General features: G+C 39.4%; 15 protein-coding genes, 1 tRNA gene, 1 rRNA gene and 1 other RNA gene. 15 read left to right on the top strand and 3 right to left on the bottom strand.

What is annotated here, in order from left to right:
- The 4 genes from AC27EF_RS13350 to AC27EF_RS13335 all read left to right on the top strand — a co-directional run.
- Nucleotides 1-290: ribosomal RNA gene (locus AC27EF_RS13350) — 23S ribosomal RNA — on the top strand; the annotation flags it as partial.
- Between the two features lie 110 nt (nt 291-400).
- A tRNA-Trp gene (locus AC27EF_RS13345) sits at nt 401-472 on the top strand.
- Between the two features lie 337 nt (nt 473-809).
- Nucleotides 810-1,481, top strand: coding sequence for a C40 family peptidase (locus AC27EF_RS13340; RefSeq protein WP_487111259.1), 672 nt, complete (start codon nt 810-812; stop codon nt 1,479-1,481).
- 211 nt (nt 1,482-1,692) lie between these two features.
- Complete coding sequence (locus tag AC27EF_RS13335; RefSeq protein WP_487111258.1) at nt 1,693-2,562, top strand: radical SAM protein; 870 nt, start codon at nt 1,693-1,695, stop codon at nt 2,560-2,562.
- Between the two features lie 48 nt (nt 2,563-2,610).
- Here the strand turns inward: AC27EF_RS13335 and AC27EF_RS13330 are convergent, their stop codons facing one another.
- The gene (locus tag AC27EF_RS13330; RefSeq protein WP_487111257.1) at nt 2,611-3,420 is read right to left on the bottom strand and encodes a histidinol-phosphatase HisJ family protein; all 810 of its coding nucleotides are present in this window, start codon (nt 3,418-3,420) and stop codon (nt 2,611-2,613) included.
- A 165-nt stretch (nt 3,421-3,585) separates the two neighbouring features.
- Between AC27EF_RS13330 and AC27EF_RS13325 the strand changes: the two genes are divergently transcribed.
- From AC27EF_RS13325 to tpiA, 4 genes are all read left to right on the top strand, one after another.
- Entirely contained in the window at nt 3,586-5,265 is a 1,680-nt protein-coding gene (locus AC27EF_RS13325; protein ID WP_487111256.1) for a Na/Pi cotransporter family protein, read from the top strand.
- Between the two features lie 239 nt (nt 5,266-5,504).
- Nucleotides 5,505-6,518, top strand: a complete 1,014-nt coding sequence (gap, locus tag AC27EF_RS13320) for a type I glyceraldehyde-3-phosphate dehydrogenase (protein ID WP_487111255.1) — start codon at nt 5,505-5,507, stop codon at nt 6,516-6,518.
- 186 nt (nt 6,519-6,704) lie between these two features.
- Nucleotides 6,705-7,910: a phosphoglycerate kinase gene (locus tag AC27EF_RS13315; protein WP_487111254.1), complete on the top strand. Its 1,206-nt coding sequence runs from the start codon at nt 6,705-6,707 to the stop codon at nt 7,908-7,910.
- A gap of 69 nt (nt 7,911-7,979) precedes the next feature.
- A complete protein-coding gene (tpiA, locus tag AC27EF_RS13310) occupies nt 7,980-8,726 on the top strand; it encodes a triose-phosphate isomerase (protein ID WP_487111253.1) in 747 nt (248 codons plus the stop codon).
- Between the two features lie 76 nt (nt 8,727-8,802).
- Here tpiA and AC27EF_RS13305 read toward each other — a convergent pair whose 3' ends face one another.
- On the bottom strand, nt 8,803-9,021 hold the full coding sequence (locus tag AC27EF_RS13305) for a hypothetical protein (protein WP_487111252.1): 219 nt from the start codon (nt 9,019-9,021) through the stop codon (nt 8,803-8,805).
- Nucleotides 9,022-9,408 carry an alpha/beta hydrolase gene (locus tag AC27EF_RS13300; protein WP_487111251.1) on the bottom strand — a complete coding sequence of 129 codons (387 nt, stop codon included), beginning with the start codon at nt 9,406-9,408 and terminating at the stop codon, nt 9,022-9,024.
- Nucleotides 9,409-9,629: 221 nt separating this feature from the next.
- On the opposite strand from AC27EF_RS13300, the gene AC27EF_RS13295 reads away from it, so the two are divergent.
- The 7 genes from AC27EF_RS13295 to ssrA all read left to right on the top strand — a co-directional run bounded on the left by AC27EF_RS13295 (nt 9,630) and on the right by ssrA (nt 20,487).
- The gene (locus AC27EF_RS13295) at nt 9,630-13,871 is read left to right on the top strand and encodes a diguanylate cyclase domain-containing protein (RefSeq protein ID WP_487111250.1); all 4,242 of its coding nucleotides are present in this window, start codon (nt 9,630-9,632) and stop codon (nt 13,869-13,871) included.
- 71 nt (nt 13,872-13,942) lie between these two features.
- The gene (gene gpmI / locus AC27EF_RS13290) at nt 13,943-15,487 is read left to right on the top strand and encodes a 2,3-bisphosphoglycerate-independent phosphoglycerate mutase (RefSeq protein WP_487111249.1); all 1,545 of its coding nucleotides are present in this window, start codon (nt 13,943-13,945) and stop codon (nt 15,485-15,487) included.
- Between the two features lie 174 nt (nt 15,488-15,661).
- A complete protein-coding gene (gene eno, locus AC27EF_RS13285) occupies nt 15,662-16,954 on the top strand; it encodes a phosphopyruvate hydratase (RefSeq protein WP_487111248.1) in 1,293 nt (430 codons plus the stop codon).
- An 85-nt stretch (nt 16,955-17,039) separates the two neighbouring features.
- Nucleotides 17,040-17,315, top strand: a complete 276-nt coding sequence (gene secG / locus AC27EF_RS13280; RefSeq protein WP_487111260.1) for a preprotein translocase subunit SecG — start codon at nt 17,040-17,042, stop codon at nt 17,313-17,315.
- A gap of 120 nt (nt 17,316-17,435) precedes the next feature.
- Nucleotides 17,436-19,604, top strand: coding sequence for a ribonuclease R (gene rnr, locus AC27EF_RS13275; protein ID WP_487111247.1), 2,169 nt, complete (start codon nt 17,436-17,438; stop codon nt 19,602-19,604).
- Complete coding sequence (gene smpB, locus AC27EF_RS13270) at nt 19,567-20,037, top strand: SsrA-binding protein SmpB (RefSeq protein WP_487111246.1); 471 nt, start codon at nt 19,567-19,569, stop codon at nt 20,035-20,037. The genes rnr and smpB overlap by 38 nt, the downstream gene beginning before the upstream one ends.
- Before the next feature lie 104 nt (nt 20,038-20,141).
- Nucleotides 20,142-20,487, top strand: a transfer-messenger RNA (tmRNA) gene (ssrA, locus tag AC27EF_RS13265).
- Nucleotides 20,488-20,702 lie beyond the last annotated feature (215 nt).

Genomic DNA, 20,702 nt, shown 5'->3' with positions numbered 1-20,702 from the left:
CCCTATCCGGCGCAGGCGGAGGAAATTTGATAGGAGCTGTCCTTAGTACGAGAGGACCGGGATGGACGGACCGCTGGTGGATCTGTTGTACTGCCAAGTGCATCGCAGAGTAGCAAAGTCTGGAAGGGATAAACGCTGAAGGCATCTAAGCGTGAAGCCCCCCTAAAGATAAGATTTCCCATAGAGTAATCTAGTAAGACCCCTTGAAGACGACGAGGTAGATAGGGCAGAGGTGGAAGTACAGTAATGTATGGAGCTGACTGTTACTAATCGGTCGAGGCTTTAACCAAAGAAGGTTTGTGAAGGAGAGAGATGTAGGAAAGATTTTGTATGATGTTTTGAGGGTATGTTGATACTGTGATGGAAACTAAGAAGAGGAGATTCTTAGTTTTTGCTATATAGGGGCATAGTTTCAATGGTAAAACATCGGTCTCCAAAACCGCAGTTGGGAGTTCGAGTCTCTCTGCCCCTGTTTTTATAAATTTAAAGAAGAATCTTTTATTAATGTCTGTGGGACGTTAATAGAAGATTCTTTTTTGTGATATAGCTATGACCCTTATCAATATGGAGATAGACCTCAATTTAAAAAAGAAAAATTTTATGACATTCTTCAAGCTATTTTACGAACTTCTTTATAGTTTCTTTTTTACTTGGAGAATGCTTAAAATGGCGTTCCCTCTGTTATGAATATTTTAATTGTTACAATAAATGTTACATAAATATTACAAAATGTATTTACAAAATGTAATATTTATGATAGAATTCAATAAAACGTAATAAATACGAAATAAATAGAACAGAGGAATGACATGAAAAAAATTATAAAAAAGGCAGTTGTCGTAACTGTTCTCTCTTTTATGATAGTAACAGGAGCGATGCCGAATTCATCATCGAAAGAAGTTTTGGCTTCATCTGGATACAGCGGTAAAATCTTCCGTCATTGGTGTAAGTTGAGAACAAAAAAATCAAAAAAATCTAAGACAATTATGAAACTAAAAGTAGGAACCAAGGTTACTGTATTGTCAACGAGTGGGAGCTGGAGAAAAGTAAGAGTCAAAGGGAAAACAGGTTATGTATTGAAGAAATATGTTTATATCAATACAAAAGCGCCGAAGTTAAAGGGCAGCACCGCGACAAAAGGAAAAACGGTAGCATCTTTCGCAAAACGTTTTGTCGGGAATCCATATCGTTGGGGAGGAACAAATTTAAATACGGGAGCGGATTGTTCGGGATTTGTTAATAGTGTTTATAAGTCTTTTGGCTACCGGCTTCCCAGAACTTCGTCATCCTTAAGAAAGGCAGGAAGGAAAGTCTCATATAAGAAAAAACAGCCAGGAGATCTTATTTGTTACAGCGGACATGTTGCAATCTATATTGGAAATAATAAGATCGTTCATGCAAGCTCAAGAAAAACAGGAATTAAAATTTCTCCAAAAGCCAATTATCGAAAAGTTGTTGCAGTTCGGAGAATTGTAAAATAAGAAAAACGGGAAACAGAAGAAGCTGTTTTCCGTTTTTCTTATTTGAATAAAAATTTTATTGTTAGATCAGAAAGAATGTTTGGAATTAACAATCCATGATTTCATATTTCATAACAGAAAAATAATTTGCATGCAAAGTGTATTTTGGGTATAATAAAATCATAGAAAAAATCCTTAGAAAAGGAAATATGAAAAGAAAGTTGGGATCGTTATGAGATATGAAGGAGCCGTTTACAGACCGCCCAGTGAGGCGTATAGTTTGATTATTCAGGTGACGATTGGATGCAGTCAAAATGATTGTATTTTTTGTAATATGTACAAAGAAAAACAGTTTCGCATGCGGAAGCTGGAAGAGATATTAGCTGATTTTTCAGAGGCAAGAGCAAAATACCGCATGGTGAAAAAAATTTTTTTGGCGGACGGAGATGCTCTGATTTGCAGAATGGATTACCTGGAAAAAATTCTGTTGTTTATTCAGGAACATTTCCCCGAATGTACACAAGTGACAGCCTATGGTTCTCCCCGGAGTGTTTTGATAAAAAAACAGGAAGAATTAAAAAGGCTTCAAAAACTGGGGTTGTCTATGATCTATATGGGATTAGAATCTGGAAATGCAGAAGTTTTGGAATTTATGAAGAAAGGCGCAGCTCCTGATGAAATGATACAGGCAGCCGATAAAATTCATGAAGCTGGGATTCGGCTTTCGGTAACTGCAATTTCAGGACTGGGGGGCCGGAAGCTGTGGAGAGAGCATGCGATAGATACCGGAAAAGTTCTTTCTCAGATGAAACCAGACTATATTGGACTCCTGACGCTTATGATCGAAGAGGATCTGCCTTTGGCAGAAGAAGTTCGCAAGGGGAAATTTCAACTGTTGACACCTTATGACGTTTTAGTTGAAACCAAAGAAATGTTAAAACATATGGATTGTCCGGGATGTATTTTCCGGTCCAATCATGCGTCGAACTACGTAAATCTGCGCGGAACATTAAATGAGGATCGAGATGCTATGATAGGACTTCTGGATGAGGCAATTCAGGGAAATATTCATTTGAAATCCGAATGGATGCGGGGATTTTAAATTAAGAGGCAGACGGTGGTGAAAAATAAAAATTCGCCACCGTCTGTTTTATAGTTTTTCAAAATAGGCTTTTTGCTCACGGAAAATCGTGTAGTATTGAAATCCGAGGTGTTTTAAATATTCTGGAATTTTTTGAAAATCATATGCCATATGCTGCGGACAATGTCCATCGGAGCCAATGGTAAGAATTTCACCTCCAAGCTCCAGATAACGCTGCAAAATCTCATGATGCGGATTGGGATCAGACATACCGTATTTTAATCCCGCAGTATTTACTTCAATTCCTTTTCCATTTTCAATGATTGTTTGTAAAATTTCATCCAGAAGGTCTCCGTAATCTTTATAGGAAAATTGGAAATTCTTATCTTTTATATATCTTGCTGCATAATCTAAGTGTCCATAAACACAATAATCATAGAAGGAAGAGACATTGGTAAGAATATGTTCAAAATATTTTTGAAGTCCTTGCTTGAGAGGGTAAGTCTCAAAATAACAGGGTTCATAGGGGTCCATAGCATCTATAATGTGAGTAGAACCAATAATAAAGTCAAAATTTTCTCTGTGTGCAAATTCTCGGCATTCATTTAACGTCTGCGGCATGAGTCCTAGTTCAATGCCGAAGCATAACTCAATTTGCTGTTTATATGTTTCCTTCATTTGAAGAAAACATTCCTTGTAGGATGGAAGATCCAGCAGAAAATCCAGATGATCTGGATTTTCCGGATATCCAATATCGTGATGTTCTGTAAAACAGATGGTTTTCATTCCTCTCCGGATTGCTTCATGAATCATAGATTCCATGGAAGCTTGAGAATCTGAAGAAAAACTGCTGTGTAAATGGTAATCTGCTTGTAGCATAAATAAACTCCTTTTCTTTTGGATGGTTTACAACAGGATCGTGAAAAACTCTTCTCCTCTATATTATGATACAAATGTAAACAAAAAGGAATATCTTTGTAAAAAGTTCTTTTCATCTTACGGAGGGTTTGTTAAAATTGATTTATAAACACAGGAGGATTAAGAATGAATACGTTAACACATGTGGGAAATTTATTTGCGTTCATAGGCGGATTGGGAATGTTCCTTTATGGAATGGAGATTATGGCATCCGGACTTCAGAAGGCAGCGGGAAATAAAATGAGAGATTTGTTGGGGTATCTGACAAACAATCGAATTTTGGGTGTTTTGATTGGCGCCTTGGTGACGGCAATCATTCAAAGTTCATCTGCAACAACGGTTATGATTGTTGGTTTTGTAAATGCCGGAATTATGAATTTGACTCAGGCAGCCGGTGTGATTATGGGTGCAAATGTAGGAACAACCATTACCTCATGGCTGGTGTCGGCAAATGAGTGGGCAGGAGCCTTGAAGCCGGACTTTTTTGCGCCGTTTATTTTGGGAATCGGAGCTTTTATTTTAACGTTTTCCAATCGGCAGAGACTGACTCAGAAAGCAGAAATTGCAGTGGGCTTCGGAATTTTATTTATTGGGCTTTCTGCAATGTCAGGATCTATTGAGGTATATCAGGACAGTCCGATTTTTTATAAGGCATTTCAGGTTCTGGGAAATAATCCGTTTTTGGGAATCTTGGTTGGAGCTGTTGTGACGGCGATCATTCAGAGTTCCTCTGCTTCCGTGGGGATTTTACAGACGTTGGCAATGCGGGGAATTGTGAATTGGAGATCTGCAATTTTTATTACTTTGGGACAGAATATCGGAACATGCGTTACAGCAATTTTATCAAGCGCCGGGGCAAACAAAACTGCAAAGAGAGCGGCGGTGATTCATTTGAGTTTTAATGTGATCGGAGCTGCTGTTTATGGTGTGATTATGACAATTTTCTTTGGAATTTTTAACGATTTGGCGATGCAGCACATTACAAGTACGCAAATTTCTATCTTCCATTCGATTTTTAATATTTCGGTCACCATTCTTTTGTTCCCGTTTGCAAATGCACTGGTCAAGCTCTCGGGGCTGATTATCCGGGAGGAGCCGGCAGAAGATGAGGACGAGGAAGAACCAGAAGAAAAAGTATTGAGACATTTAGACCCACGTATTCTTGAAACACCGGCGTTTGCTGTGGAGAATGCGGTGAAAGAAGTCGTAAGAATGGGAGAAATTGTGTTAAAGAATCTGGGAAGGATTGCAAAAGAATCCGTCAGTGAGCATCCAAGGCAAAAAAAGATTGAAAAAGTGCATCAGGACGAGCAGGTTATCAATCATTTAGAGCCGATGATTACAGAATATCTGATTAAAATCAGCCATCTGGCTTTGACAGAAAAAGAAATCAAAGTCGTAAATAATCTTTTTGATTCAATTACGGATATAGAACGCGCCGGAGATCATGTTGAAAATATTGCGGGATATCTTCAACATCTGAAGGATCTGGATGCAAAGATTACAGAAGGAGCTGTCAAGGAACTGGAAGATATGAATCAGAATGTAAGGGGAGCTTTGGAGGCTGCGATCCAGGCCATCGGATATGATGATACAGAAAAGGCAAATCAGGCCATTGCATATGCAAGAGAAGTTTTAAAAATGAAAAAGCAAATTCGCAAAAAGCATATTCAGAGGATGAAGCAGGGAAATTGCGCGCCGGAAGCCGGTGTTTATTTTCTCGATATTGTTTCCAGTATGGAAAGAATCTCCGGATATGCGGATTCCATCGCCAGGTATATTTTAGATCAAAATGAGGAAAACTAAAAAAACATTGACACAGGGAATTTGCAAAATATGGAAATTGTTTTATTCAATGTGTTGAAGAATCAGAAGAATTTTTGGTGAAATTGTACAAAAATATTTTATTGTATACATGATAAAAATACTAAAATTCTCTTGAATTTTTTAGCAGTATTGTTTAAAATAAAGAAGAAGTTTGTCAATAGATTAACAGAATTGGCAAATCCATCAAATTAATTAATCAAGACTTAGGAGGAATTGAGATGGCAGTTAAAGTAGCAATTAATGGATTTGGACGTATTGGACGTCTTGCATTCAGACAGATGTTCGGAGCAGAAGGATATGAAGTTGTAGCAATCAACGATTTAACATCTCCAAAGATGCTTGCGCACCTGTTAAAATATGATTCTTCACAGGGAACATATGCATTAGCTGACAAAGTAGAAGCAACAGATGACTCTATCATCGTTGACGGAACAGAAATCAAAATTTATGCTGAAGCTGATGCTGCAAAACTTCCTTGGGGAGAAATTGGTGTAGATGTTGTTCTTGAGTGTACAGGATTCTATACATCAAAAGAAAAAGCATCTGCTCATATTGAAGCAGGAGCTAGAAAGGTTGTTATCTCTGCGCCAGCAGGAAATGATCTTCCAACAATCGTTTACAATGTAAACCATGATGAACTGAAAGCTGAAGATACAGTAATTTCTGCAGCTTCTTGTACAACAAACTGCTTAGCACCTATGGCAAAAGCTCTTAATGATCTTGCTAAGATTAAATCTGGAATTATGTGTACAATTCATGCTTACACAGGAGATCAGATGACTCTTGACGGACCACAGAGAAAAGGAGATTTAAGAAGATCTCGTGCAGCAGCAGTGAACATTGTACCAAACTCTACAGGTGCTGCAAAAGCAATCGGGCTTGTTATTCCAGAATTAAACGGAAAATTAATCGGAGCTGCTCAGCGTGTTCCAACTCCTACAGGATCTACAACAATTTTAACAGCTGTTGTTGAAGGAAATGTAACAGTTGATGAAATTAACGCAGCAATGAAAGCAGCAGCTACAGAATCTTTTGGATATAATACAGATGAAATCGTATCCAGTGATATTGTTGGTATGAGATATGGTTCTTTATTTGATGCTACACAGACAATGGTTCTCCCATTAGAGAACGGAACAACAGAGGTTCAGGTTGTATCTTGGTATGACAATGAAAACTCTTACACAAGCCAGATGGTAAGAACAATCAAATATTTTGCTGAATTAGCTTAATTTGATATTAGAATGAGGACAAGCCTGTATTTATTACAGTGTGATAAGACTCAACTGGGGGTCCGGTCTGTTTGGACCGGCCCCCTTTTTGTGATAGCGGATGAGCCAAAGTCCGGGATTGCCCGAGATGTTGGCATCCACAACGAAAAGCTGAGAGATATAGAATCTTAGGAGGAAATACAAAACATGTTAAATAAAAAATCTGTAGATGACATTAATGTAGCCGGAAAGAAAGTCTTAGTACGCTGCGATTTCAACGTACCTTTGAAAGACGGGCAGATTACGGATGAAAATCGTCTGGTTGCAGCGCTTCCGACAATTAAGAAGTTGATTGCTGACGGTGGAAAAGTGATTCTTTGCTCACATTTAGGAAAACCAAAAGGAGAGCCGAAACCAGAATTATCTCTTGCGCCGGTTGCCTCTCGTTTAAGCGAATTATTAGAGCAGGAAGTGAAATTTGCTGCGGATGATAATGTTGTAGGGGAGAATGCAAAAGTAGCAGTTGCAGAGATGAAAGACGGAGAAGTGGTTCTTCTTCAAAATACTCGTTATAGAGCAGAAGAAACAAAGAATGGGGAGGCATTCAGCAAAGATCTTGCAAGTCTGTGTGACATCTTTGTAAATGATGCTTTCGGTACTGCTCATAGAGCGCATTGTTCTAACGTGGGTGTTACAGAATATGTTGATACCGCAGTGGTTGGATATTTGATGCAGAAAGAAATTGATTTCCTGGGAAATGCTGTAAACAATCCTGAAAGACCGATGGTCGCCATCTTAGGCGGAGCAAAGGTTGCGGATAAATTAAAAGTTATTGATAATTTATTGGAAAAATGCGATACGTTGATTATCGGCGGCGGAATGGCTTATACTTTCTTGAAAGCAAAAGGATATGAAGTCGGAACCTCTTTGGTAGATGATGAAAAGATTGATTATTGTAAAGAAATGATGGAAAAAGCAGAAAAATTAGGAAAGAATCTTTTCCTTCCGGTGGATACTACCATTGCAAAAGATTTCCCAAATCCAATTGACGCTGAAATTGAAGTATCTGTTGTACCATCCAATGAAATTCCTGCAGACATGATGGGATTAGATATCGGAACGGAAACAGCAGCAAAATTTGCAGACGCAGTAAAATCCGCAAAGACAGTTGTATGGAATGGTCCGATGGGAGTATTTGAAAATCCAATTCTGGCAAAAGGAACCATCGCGGTAGCAGAATCTTTAGCTGAGACAGAAGCGACAACAATTATTGGCGGAGGAGACTCTGCAGCGGCAGTGAATCAGCTGGGATTTGGAGATAAGATGACACATATCTCAACTGGCGGCGGAGCATCTCTTGAATTCTTAGAAGGAAAAGATCTTCCAGGTGTTGTTGCAGCCAATGACAAATAGGTATTGAGTATTTTGCAAACGAAAATGCAGAGGAAATGATATTATATTTAAGAAAGAAGGATAAGTTTTATGCGTAAAACAATCGTAGCGGGAAACTGGAAAATGAACAAAACTCCTAGCGAGGCAAAGGCATTAATTGAAGAATTAAAGCCTTTGGTGGCTAGTGAAACTTCAGATGTAGTATGTTGTGTACCGGCAATTGATATCCCGGCAGCAATTGAGGCAGCAGAGGGAAGCAACATTGCAATCGGTGCAGAAAATATGTATTTTGAAGAGAGCGGTGCTTACACTGGGGAAATTGCTCCAAATATGTTAACTGATTTGGGAGTAAAATATGTAATTCTTGGACATTCTGAGAGAAGAGAATACTTCGCAGAGACAGATGAGACTGTGAACAAAAAAGTGTTAAAAGCTTTTGAGCATGGAATTACACCAATTGTTTGCTGCGGAGAAACCTTGGCACAGAGAGAACAGGGAGTAACCATTGACTTTGTTCGTCAGCAGATTAAAATTGCATTTCAGGGAGTTACTGCGGATCAGGCAAAAACAGCAGTGATTGCGTATGAACCAATCTGGGCAATTGGGACAGGTAAAGTTGCAACAACAGAACAGGCTCAGGAAGTTTGTGCAGCAATTCGTGCATGCATTGCAGAAGTATATGATGATGCAACAGCAGAAGCAATTCGCATCCAGTATGGCGGATCTGTATCAGCAGACAGCGCACCGGAATTATTTGCTCAGCCGGATATTGATGGTGGATTAGTTGGCGGCGCTTCATTAAAACCGGATTTTGGGAAAATTGTAAATTATAAATAATTTGATTTGAATGTAATCAGTCCCGCAAGTGTATGGAATGTATACCTGCGGGACTGATTTTTGTCTGCAGTGCAGACTAAGAGACAAGAAGAGCATTTATAAATTCAAGGATGCTTGCTTCTACTTCATTTTTAATGTGGGCATCGTTATGAATTTCATGACGAGAGCCGGAATAAACCTTTGTTGTTGGTTTGGTAAAGGCATCAAAAGGATCCTGGGCATGGTCGATCTGAACATAAGGGTCCGCACAAATCCATTCATTTCCGATTTGTACGTTTTTGCAGCGTTCACACATCTATCCAATCAAGTCAGCGGTGAATTGCGGATCAGAATCTTTCTCTTTTCCTTCTCTAACAACATTGTCAAGAGTGGATTCCATCTCTTTTACTCCGCGAAAGATTCCGGCGGTGCCGCAAATGGTAATTCCGGTCAGATCATCTCCGTATTTTGCTGCATAATCTTGGGTGATAAAAGATCCTATACTGTGACCAAATAAGAAATAAGGAAGATCTGGATATTTTTCACATACAAGGTTATGGAAGGTATGTACATCCTCCGTCATTGTATGACAGCCGGCATCACTCCAGTCTCCCCAGATATCATTCATCATGGCAGTTTTGCCATGTCCAACAGGATCATTGGCTGCCACAATATATTCGGCATCCAGAAAACTTACAATCATATGAAAATAAATAGATAAAAGAATCCGACTATATTATAGATTATATAAAATGTTGTTTCCGGTTTATCATGGATCAAAGGTGAATTCTATAGAAAAGGGCTGCTGGAAAGAGAATTTTCAGATGATGAAAAATGGAAAATGTAGTATAATGAAAGAAAAATTAAGGAGGAATGTCTGACCGGTAGAAGTCAGCACAGATAAATATGGGATATTTGATCGATATGCAGAAGAAACAATTCAATGATTATTATAAAATGCTGATATTTTTAAATGAATCAACAAATGACCATTTGTTTTTGTGGGATATAAAGAAAAATATCTTCTTTTTTGCTAAGGAACTTTCAAATAGCCGAATGGTAAAACAGGAAACTGTGGCTGGGTATTCCTTTGATGTATTTTTAAATGGGATTTATCAAAAAGATCGTGATTATGTTCGACATGTGTTGGAAAATGTTCGGAGTGGGAAAAAAGGTGAAATTGATTTCAATACAAGACTTTACGATGATTTTCATGGGAAATTATGGATGAATTGCAGAGGAAGAGTCATTTTAGATGAATTACATACCTCTGAGATTTTAATTGGCCGTCTGTCGGAAAGTGTATTGGCAGGTAAAATGGATCTTTTGACCGGGTTAATGAATTATAATAAAATGATGGAGGATTTAGCTCGAAAAAAAGGAAAGAAAAAATATGGTCATTTGCTGATCCTCGGTATTGATGATTTTAAAACTTTAAATCAAAGATTTGGCAGAGCTTACGGAAATACAGTTTTAAAAAAGTTTGCAGAGGTCTTAGAAAACATAGGAAAGGATCATGTTTTAATATATCGCCTGGATGGAGATCATTTTGCTGTAGATTTAGAAGGATACGACAAAAAGCGAACGGAAATGTATTATCAAAAAGTCTGTGAAAATGTCCGGGATTTTTGTACGGTTTCTTCCGGGGCGGTTTATTATCCTGTTTCCGGAGAACAAGATGCGGATCTTTTGGTGCGGTATGCAGAAAATGCCATGGATCGTGCGAAAAAGATGGGGAAAGATCGTTTGGAATTTTTCTCTTCCGAGGATTACGAAAAATATATGTATCAGGTGGAATTGCGTGAAGAGTTGAAGGTCAGTGTGCAAAAGGATTTTCAGGGATTTGAGATTTTTTATCAGCCGCAAGTTCTGCTGGAAGGTTATAAAATACATGGGGCGGAAGCTTTGCTGCGCTATACCTCCAGACGATATGGCAGTGTTTCACCGGATGTTTTTATTCCGATTTTAGAGCAGACGGGTCTTATGATTCCTGTGGGGAATTGGGTGATGCAGCAGGCTTTTGTGCAGTGTGCCATGTGGAGAAAGCGACATCAGAATTTTCATATCAGTGTCAATGTTTCTTATCTGCAATTAAAAGATCCGGATATTACGGACTTCATTGCACAATCCTTGAGAGAAGCAGGTTTGCCCGGAGATGCTGTTTCCATCGAATTAACAGAGAGTATGCAGCTTCAGGATTATCAATATTATAATTATATTTTTATGAGCTGGAGAGAGTGGGGAATCCAAGTGTCCATTGATGATTTTGGTACCGGATATTCCTCTTTGGGCTACCTGAAGGGACTGGAGATTGATGAGATTAAAATTGACCAATGCTTTGTAAACAAGATTCAAAATAGTGTATACAATTATCGACTGTTAAATAATATGATTGAACTGGCACACAGTGCGCAAATCAGTGTCTGCTGCGAAGGGGTGGAAATTGAAGAAGAGCTGCAGTGTTTGAATCAATTAAAACCTGAGATTTTGCAGGGATATTTCTTTGGAAAACCTGTCAATGCAGCAGAGTTTGAACATATCTATATGACAACAAAACCGGAAAAGAATCATTTAACAAAACATTGGGTAAATGATATATCATTTCAGAAGAATGAACAGCTGTTTGTGGAAAACGGAAAAAAAGAGGCTTCCTTTTGCTATATTTTGGACAATCTGGAAACGATTATTTATGTAACAGATATGGAAAGCAACGAAATTTATTACATGAATAGCAGTGCAAAAAAAATGACGGGCGTTTTTGATTATGAAGGGAAAAAATGTTATTCGGTGTTTTTGGGCAGAAAAGAAGTTTGTGAACACTGTAATAAAGATCAAATCGAATGGCAGGAATTTTATTATCGTCAATTGTACAACGATTATTTAAAAGAAGATATGTTTATACGCGAAAAATTGATGAATTGGTATGGAAGAAAATGCCGTCTGGTTTTTGCAAGGACTTTGGATCAGGGAGACCAGTGGTTGAATCAGCAAAGGAGTGATGATCTTTATGTTTCAGACCAGATAATTCATCTGCTGGAGATCAGTGAAAGACAGCAGGGAGCCGAAGAGAGGATTTCTACAATTCTTCAATATGTTGCAGGTTTTTATGAAGCAGACAGGACGTATTTATATTTATATAATGAGGATATGGATGTATGGCAAAGCGTCTGTGAATATCAGGCAGCGGGAATTGTTCCGAGAGAACTATGTTACCAAACAATAGAAGCAAAACAATTTCAGCCTTGGAGGCAAATGCTTAGCCAGAATGAGGATACGGTGATTTTGAAAAAAGACTCTTTGGAAAAGGATGATCTGGAATTGATGCAATCCATGCAAAAACAGGGAGTGGAAGAAGTCTTATTGTGCAGCTTATGGCGGGGCGAACAACTGATTGGGTTCCTCGGTGCAGATCAGGCGCATCGCTTTTCAAATCGAAAAGTCATGCTGAAAAAAGCGGCGCAAATGTTGGAGCTGCAGTTTTTAAAAGAAGAGGAGGATTTCGGAATTGCGGGGCATAATGTATTTTCGGAATCACGAATGAGTCAAAATATTTTGGATACAACAGTTTTAGGGCTCTGGATTATTAAGATGGATCAAGAGCGAAAGAACTGCCGAATGATTGCAAGCCGAACCATGAAAAAAGTTCTTGGAGCATCAGAGTTTGTGACGCCGGAAGAATGCTATGGTCATTGGTACAGCAGAATTAATGATGGGTATTATCATTATGTAAACCAAGGGGTAGAAACAATGATAGCCACAGGGGAGGTCGTTCAGCTGGAGTATACATGGAATCATCCGGATCGAGGTGAGGTTATGGTCCGATGTGTGGGGAGCATGACAGGAAATAAGAATGGAGAGATTACTTTAGAAGGATATCATCGTGTGGTAGATGATATGGAGCAGACCCAATATGTGTCCAGAAACTTTGAAAATGAAATATTTGAATTTCATGAACATCGAAATATGATTTATTTTCATAGCGATCGCAGTTTGATTTGGGGAGAAGAGAAAAAGGAGGAAGCTTTTCCGGAGTCATGGATTCGGCGGGGTATTGTGCATCCGTATTTTGTGGATGAATTTCGGAAACTATTTGAGAAGGTTGATCAAAAAGAACAAAATCAGATGGCTCATATGATGCTGCGAAAAAAAGAAGGGGAATATGACTGGTTTAAATTAGAGACTCGCAGAATCGGAGAGGAAAAAGAAGATGTACATACGCTCATTGTTGTAATAACGCCGATGATTGAAAAAAAATTAGTAGAATTTGAGTATCGCAGGACCAACGATTTTTATAAAGCGATGCTGTCGGAGACAGAAGCTTTTGCGGAAATTCATTTGGGAGACGGAGTCGTTCTTTCGGCAGGCGGATTGTGGGAAACTTATAGGAAGCAGGCGGATGAATTCTATATGTTTCAGGATTTTACTGCGATGCTTACGGATCAGATGGCGGAGGAGGCGGACAAGGAACGCTATAAAAAATGTCTGGAAATTGAAAATATGAAGGATGAATTTCATTCTGGTGTCAGCAATCTGTCGTTTCAATATCAGAAAAAAGAGGGAGAACGTATTCTGTGGAGTGAATTGGTGATTCATTTATTCCAGGAAAAGTATACGGAGGATATGTATGCTTTGATTTATCAAAAAGATATTGACGCAGAAAAGAAGCTGGCTTTAGAAAACGAGAGGGCGGCACAGTATGATTCACTAACCAATGTGCTGAATCGTTCCACCTTTGAAAAAAAGATCAAAGACTATGTGTACGCTGTAAACCCGGGAGAAATTTGTGCCCTGTTACTATTTGACATTGATGATTTTAAGCATATCAATGATACCATAGGTCATTTGGGAGGGGATGATATGCTCAAAGAGTTAACGCAAATACTGGGAAAATCTTTTCGCAGTACGGACTTCATTGGACGTCTGGGAGGAGACGAGTTTATGGTTTTTGTAAAAAATATTAAATCGCCGGAGATTCTAAAGAAAAAATTGGACTGGATGTATAAACAGATGCGAGAGAAAGAAAGTGCGATTTCCTGCAGCTGCGGTGTCTGTATGATTCAAAAGGACCAATTTCAGTATAGAGACTGCCTTAGACGAGCTGACGAGGCGTTGTATCACAGCAAACGAAGTGGGAAGAATCATTATACATTCGCAATCTCTAGTTGAATTTCGTCAAAAGAATCGTTATAATATTAACGGGCATGAAAGAAAAATAAAGAAAAATAAAGGAGATAAAGATGAGTAAAAAACCTACGGTTCTTATGATTTTAGATGGATATGGATTAAATGAAACAGAGGAGGCAAATGCGGTTGCAGAGGCAAAAACTCCTGTGATGGATCAATTAATGAAAGAATATCCGTTTGTCAAAGGAAACGCGTCCGGAATGGCAGTAGGTCTTCCGGAAGGACAAATGGGAAATTCAGAAGTCGGACATTTAAATATGGGAGCAGGAAGGATTGTTTACCAGGAATTAACAAGAATCACGAAAGAAATTGAAGACGGAGATTTCTTTAAAAATGAAGCTTTACTGAAAGCAATGGAGAATTGCAAAAACAATGACACTTCTCTGCATTGTTTCGGGCTGTTGTCAGACGGAGGCGTTCACAGCCATAATACTCATTTATACGGCGTATTGGAGATGGCAAAAAGACAGGGACTTCAGAACGTATATGTTCATCTGTTTTTAGACGGTCGTGATACTGCGCCGACTTCCGGAAAAGGATTTGCAGAAGAATTAGAAGCAAAGATGGAAGCAATCGGAGTTGGTAAAATTGCAACTGTCTCTGGACGTTATTATGCTATGGACCGTGACAATCGCTGGGATCGCGTGCAGAAAGCATACAATGCCATTGTTCTTGGACAGGGAAATACTGCACAGAATGGCGTTGAGGCGATTGCATCTTCCTATAAAGAAGATGTAACAGATGAATTTGTCGTACCGACTGTCATTATGGAAGACAATGCTCCGGTTGCAACTCTCAAAGAAAATGATTCTGTGGTATTTTTTAACTTCCGGCCAGACCGCGCAAGAGAAATTACACGTTCGATCTGTGATGACAAATTTGATAGCTTTGATCGTCCCAACGGATATTTTAAAACGACATTTGTATGCTTTACAGAGTATGATGTAACAATTCCAAATAAACTTGTGGCATTTCATAAAGTCGAGATTAAGAATACGTTTGGAGAGTTTCTGGCAAAACACGGCTTAAAGCAGCTTCGCTTGGCAGAAACAGAAAAATATGCACATGTTACCTTCTTCTTCAATGGAGGAATTGAAGAGCCAAACGAAAATGAAGAAAGAATTCTTGTAAATTCTCCAAAGGTTGCAACCTATGATCTTCAGCCGGAGATGAGCGCTCCGGAAGTAGGAGAAAAACTGGTAGAAGCAATCAAATCCGATCAATACGATGTGATCATTGTGAACTTTGCCAACAGCGATATGGTTGGTCATACAGGAATTGAAGAGGCTGCAGTCAAAGCGGTGGAAGCAGTGGATCAGTGCGTTGGGAATGCAGTGGAAGCGATTAAGGAAGTAGACGGACAAATGTTTATTTGTGCCGATCACGGAAATGCAGAGCAGTTAAAAGATTATGAGACAGGAGCTCCGTTTACGGCGCATACGACCAATCCAGTTCCGTTTATTCTGGTAAATTATAAGGAGGGCGTGTCTTTAAGAGAAGGCGGATGCCTTGCGGATATTGTTCCTACATTAATCGAAATGATGGGAATGGAGCAGCCGGAAGAAATGACAGGAAAGTCTCTGTTAATAAATAAATAAAATTCAATTACAAAAAAGCGTCTGCGATCGTTGAATTGCGGATGCTTTTGTTGTTATTTCAGAGAAGATATTTCAGCTTAAGATCGAAAAAACAGAAAGATTTGTGGAAGGAACTGTATAGAGATTCATATTCTTGGAAAGAATAACATCATTACTTGTAAAGGGTGTGATGGAATGAAAGAGCGTTTATGTATTAAAAATGTAATTGGAAGAGAAGTTTTGGATTCCAGAGGAAATCCAACGGTGGAGGTGGAAGTACTGTTAGAAGGCGGAGCCAGAGGAAGAGCGATTGTCCCGTCTGGAGCGTCTACCGGAAAGTTTGAAGCTCTGGAATTACGGGACAGGGAAAAACGATACCGGGGATTGGGTGTGGAAACTGCAGTAAATCATGTAAACCACAAAATTGCAGATCGTTTGATCGGAAAAAATGTTCTAAATCAGATTGAGATTGATCAGATTATGTTGGAAGCAGATGGAACAGAGAACAAAGAACGATTTGGAGCTAATGCGGTACTTGGTGCGTCTTTGGCATCTGCAAAGGCGGCAGCCAATGGATTGCAGATTCCGTTATATCAATATCTGGGAGGAAGTTTTGCCTGTCGTCTTCCCATACCTATGATGAATATCTTAAATGGAGGGAAACATGCAGATAATACGGTAGACTTTCAAGAATTTATGATTGCCCCGGTTGGTGCGGATTCTTTTCGAGATGCTCTAATGATGGGGGCAGAGATTTATCATACGTTAAAAGACATTTTAAAGGAAAGTCATTTAAGTACCGGAGTTGGCGATGAAGGAGGATTTGCACCGGATTTGGAAAGCTCAGAACAGGCATTGGAGCTTTTGGTACATGCCATTGAGTCTGCCGGATATAAGCCGGGAGAGGAGGTTGCCATTGCGATGGACTGTGCGGCATCTGAAATTTATGATGAAGATGAGGGCATTTACTATTTCGATGGTGAAAGCCGGATGACAGGCAGGGAGATTCGCAGAAACTCTGAGGAAATGGTGCAGTATTATGAGAGACTGGCAGAGCAATATCCAATTTTTTCAATTGAAGATGGATTAAATGAGGAAGATATGCCGGGATGGAAAGTGCTGACATACCGGCTGGGAGAAAAAATTCTTTTGGTTGGAGATGATCTTTTTGTGACAAATGTAAAACGTCTGCGGGAAGGGATCAAAGAAGATATTGCCAATAGTATTTTGGTGAAACCAAACCAAATCGGAACCTTAACGGAAACTTTGGATGCGATTGAGACGGCAGCTAACGCAGGATACCGCACGATCATTTCCCATCGGTCCGGAGAAACAGAGGATACGACCATTGCAGATATTGCAGTGGCAGTAAACAGTGGATTGATTAAAACAGGAGCGCCATGCCGGTCTGACAGAACTTCAAAATATAACCGTCTGCTGCGAATCGAAGAACAGCTTGGAAGCTGTCGAAGGTATGGCTTGCTGTAAAAGACAGAACAAAAGAAAAGCAAAAATGTAAAATCCATGCAAAGTCCCATAGTTTCTCTTGCAACTTGTCGTTTTCTATGTTAGAATAACTCACAGTGAATTTAAGTATATTAGGAGGCACATTGTGAGAACTGCGTTAACTGTAATCTTTATTATAGCATCAATTTTCTTAATCATATTAGTACTAATGCAAGAAGGAAAAGAAGCTGGACTGGGTTCTTTGACGGGAGCTGCAGATACGGGGACCTATTGGAGCAAGAACAAAGGCCGTTCTAAAGAAGGAACTTTGGTTCGAGCAACGACATTTTTTACAATTGTATTTTTTGTAACAGCGGCAATCCTCTGTTCAAAATTTCTTTAGGAAAACGGGATGAAACACACTTCTTAAATATACTTAAGAGGTGTGTTTTCTTAATAATATAGGAAATTTCTTTAGGATTGAAAACAGATTTACAATTTGTGAGAGGCAGGAGTAAAATATATGACAGATAGACGAAAACAAAGAAAAAAAAGAGTGAAAGAGTTGATTTATGATTCTCATTATCGACCGATGAAGCAAAAAGAGCTGGGATATTTGCTGCAGGTGGAAACAAAAGATCGAGATGAATTTGTCAGCATTTTAAAGGAACTGGTGGAAGAAGGCAGTATTGAAGTAACAAAACGAGGAAAATACCAGCCGCTGACTGCAAAACATCTCAAAGGAACCTTTTTGTGTACCCAGAGGGGGGTTGGATTCGTGACAGTGGAAGGAGAGACAGAAGATTATTACATTCATGAGAAAAATATGAATGGGGCTTTTCATGAAGATACGGTTCTGATGGAAGTACTGGATGATCATCCGAAATCAGGGCGCAGAAAAGAAGGAAAGATTTTGAAAATTTTGAAACGTGGGATGACAACGATGGTGGGCACCTTGCAAAAAAATCAGAATTTTGGATTTGTGGTTCCGGATAATCTTCGATTTGACAGTGATATTTTTGTTTCAAAGGAACAATGCGGGAACTTAACCAGCGGATTTAAAGTCTTGGTAAAAATTACAAATTATGGAGATGAGCGTCACAGCCCGGAAGGAGAGATTGTGGAAGTCCTGGGTCATAAAGATGATCCAAGAGTTGATATTTTATCCATTCTTAAGGCTTATAATCTTCCAATGGAATTTGACGAAAATGTGAAGCAGCAAGTAAAGACGATTCCGGATGCGGTGGATGTCTCCGCCTATGCAGATCGAATGGATTTGAGAGATTGGCAGACGGTTACGATTGACGGAGAGGATGCCAAAGATTTGGATGATGCAATTACTTTAACCAAAAAAGGAGAGAATTATTGTCTGGGAGTTCATATTGCTGATGTATCAGAGTATGTTGCGGAATATTCTCCGCTGGATCAGGAAGCTTTGAAGCGGGGAACAAGTGTCTATCTGGTGGATCGGGTGATCCCAATGCTTCCTCATCAGCTTTCCAATGGTATTTGCTCTTTAAATGCCGGATGTGATCGTTTGGCGTTGAGTTGTCTTATGGAGATTGATTCCCATGGAAAAGTGGTAGACCATCAAATTGCAGAAACGCTGATCCGGGTAGATCAGAGAATGTCTTACACAGATGTTGCGGCAATTTTGGATGGGGAAGAGAAGCCGAGGGCTGTTTATCGGGATTTTGTACCAATGTTTGAGTTAATGAAGGAAGTGTCGGAGATTCTTAGGGATCGCCGTCACAAAAGAGGGGGAATTGATTTTGATTTTCCGGAATCTAAAATTCTGTTGAATGAAGAAGGAAGACCAACAGATGTCTTTCCACAGATACGCAATGCAGCTACAAAGCTGATTGAGGACTTTATGCTGTGTGCCAATGAAACTGTTGCAGAGGATTTTTACTGGAGAGAAATTCCCTTTTTATATCGGATTCATGAAATTCCTGATGGAGAAAAGGTTGCAAAATTGCAAACTTTTTTACAAAACTTCGGAATTTATTTAAAAATCAGTAAAGATGAGATTCATCCAATGGAAGTTCAAAAGCTTCTGACTAAAATTGAAGGAACGTCAGAGGAACCTCTGATTTGCAGACTAACGTTGCGGTCTATGAAGCAGGCAAAATACTCTGTCTACAGTGCGGGACATTTTGGATTGGCAGCAAGATATTACTGTCATTTTACGTCGCCAATCCGGCGTTATCCAGATTTGCAGATTCACCGGATTATCAAAGAGAATCTCCATGGAGAGTTTCATGGAAAACGGGTTGCTCATTATGAGGAGATTCTTCCCAAGGTAGCTGAACAAACATCTAAGACAGAGCGCAGGGCAGAAGAGACAGAAAGAGAAGTGGAAAAACTGAAAAAGGCAGAGTACATGAGTCAGCATATCGGTGAAGTTCATCGTGGAATTATTTCCAGTATTACAAGCTGGGGCGTATATGTGGAACTTCCTAGTACAATAGAAGGGATGATTCATGTCTCTGCATTGCCAGGGGATTACTATTATTACGATGAAAAAACTTATACAATGGTCGGTGAGAGAACAAAAAAAGTATTCAAACTCGGGCAGCATGTGACGATTCGAGTAAAAGGTGTTGACATGCTTTTGAAGACCATTGATTTCGAGTTGGCAGAGGAGGAAAATTATGGCGAAGAGCAGCGGCATGAAGTTGATTGCCAATAACAAAAAAGCAAGACACGATTATTTTGTAGAGGATAGCTTTGAGGCTGGAATTGTGCTTCATGGAACAGAGGTCAAGTCTCTGAGAATGGGACACTGCAGTATAAAGGAAGCGTTTGTGGACATTGAAAATGGAGAGGTGTTCCTGCGTCAGATGCATATCAGTCCGTATGAAAAAGGAAATATTTTTAATAAGGACCCTTTGCGCACCCGAAAGCTTCTTCTTCATAAATCAGAAATTTCAAAGATGGTTGGACAAGTCAATCAGAAAGGATACACCTTGATTCCGTTGAAGGTCTACTTTCAGAAAAGTCTTGTGAAAGTAGAAATCGGGCTTTGCCGCGGTAAAAAGCTTTATGATAAGCGGCAGGATATTTCAAAACGAGATCAGTTGAGGGAAGCGCAAAGGGATTTTAAAGTACGAAATTTTGGATAAGATGAATTCTTTTGAATCACTTGACAGAAACTAGGAAAAACTTTATAATATAGTTTCGAGACTGGAGATGAGTTTCCAGTCTCGTGAAAGCTGAAATTGAATTGGGGCCAGTACTGGTTTCGACAGGGATTTTGAAGCTTGAGGAGCCATTGGGAGGGACCACCTTACGGTACAAACTTAAATATAAACGCAGATAATAATAAATTAGCGTACGCTGCCTAGTTTGCAGCAGTCAGCTTTGGATCACCTGCAGTCCGAAGTTCTGGCTTCAAATATGCAGGGCCCTCTTCTGATTAAGCTTTGCGTCAGATGAAGTATTTATGAAGCTACCAAAGCAGTCATCCTGTTGTTCGGAGGATTGCGGAGGGAAGGTTAAAAGAACAACTGTAATGGGAGAGCCTCATGTGAATAGGTTTTTGGACGCGGGTTCGATTCCCGCCTGGTCCATTTTCAGAAAGATTCTGATGCCCTGACAATCGAAAGGAGGAAAATCCTGTATGTGTGATACAGATAATTCCTCAGAGAAAAACAAAACCACTTTTGAGTGGTTTATTTTTGTTTGCCCAGCATGGGCAAACTCTAACGGGTGTAAGTCCCGAACATGCCCAGATAGTGGGAAGTGTATAGCTGAACAGCAAGGGTGTTTGTCGTGAGGCAAAATCTGA

The sequence above is a fragment of the Anaerostipes stercorihominis genome, assembly GCF_057535655.1.
The sequence above is the reverse complement of the archived record's forward strand: the minus strand, read 5'-3'. Positions and strand labels throughout refer to the sequence as shown.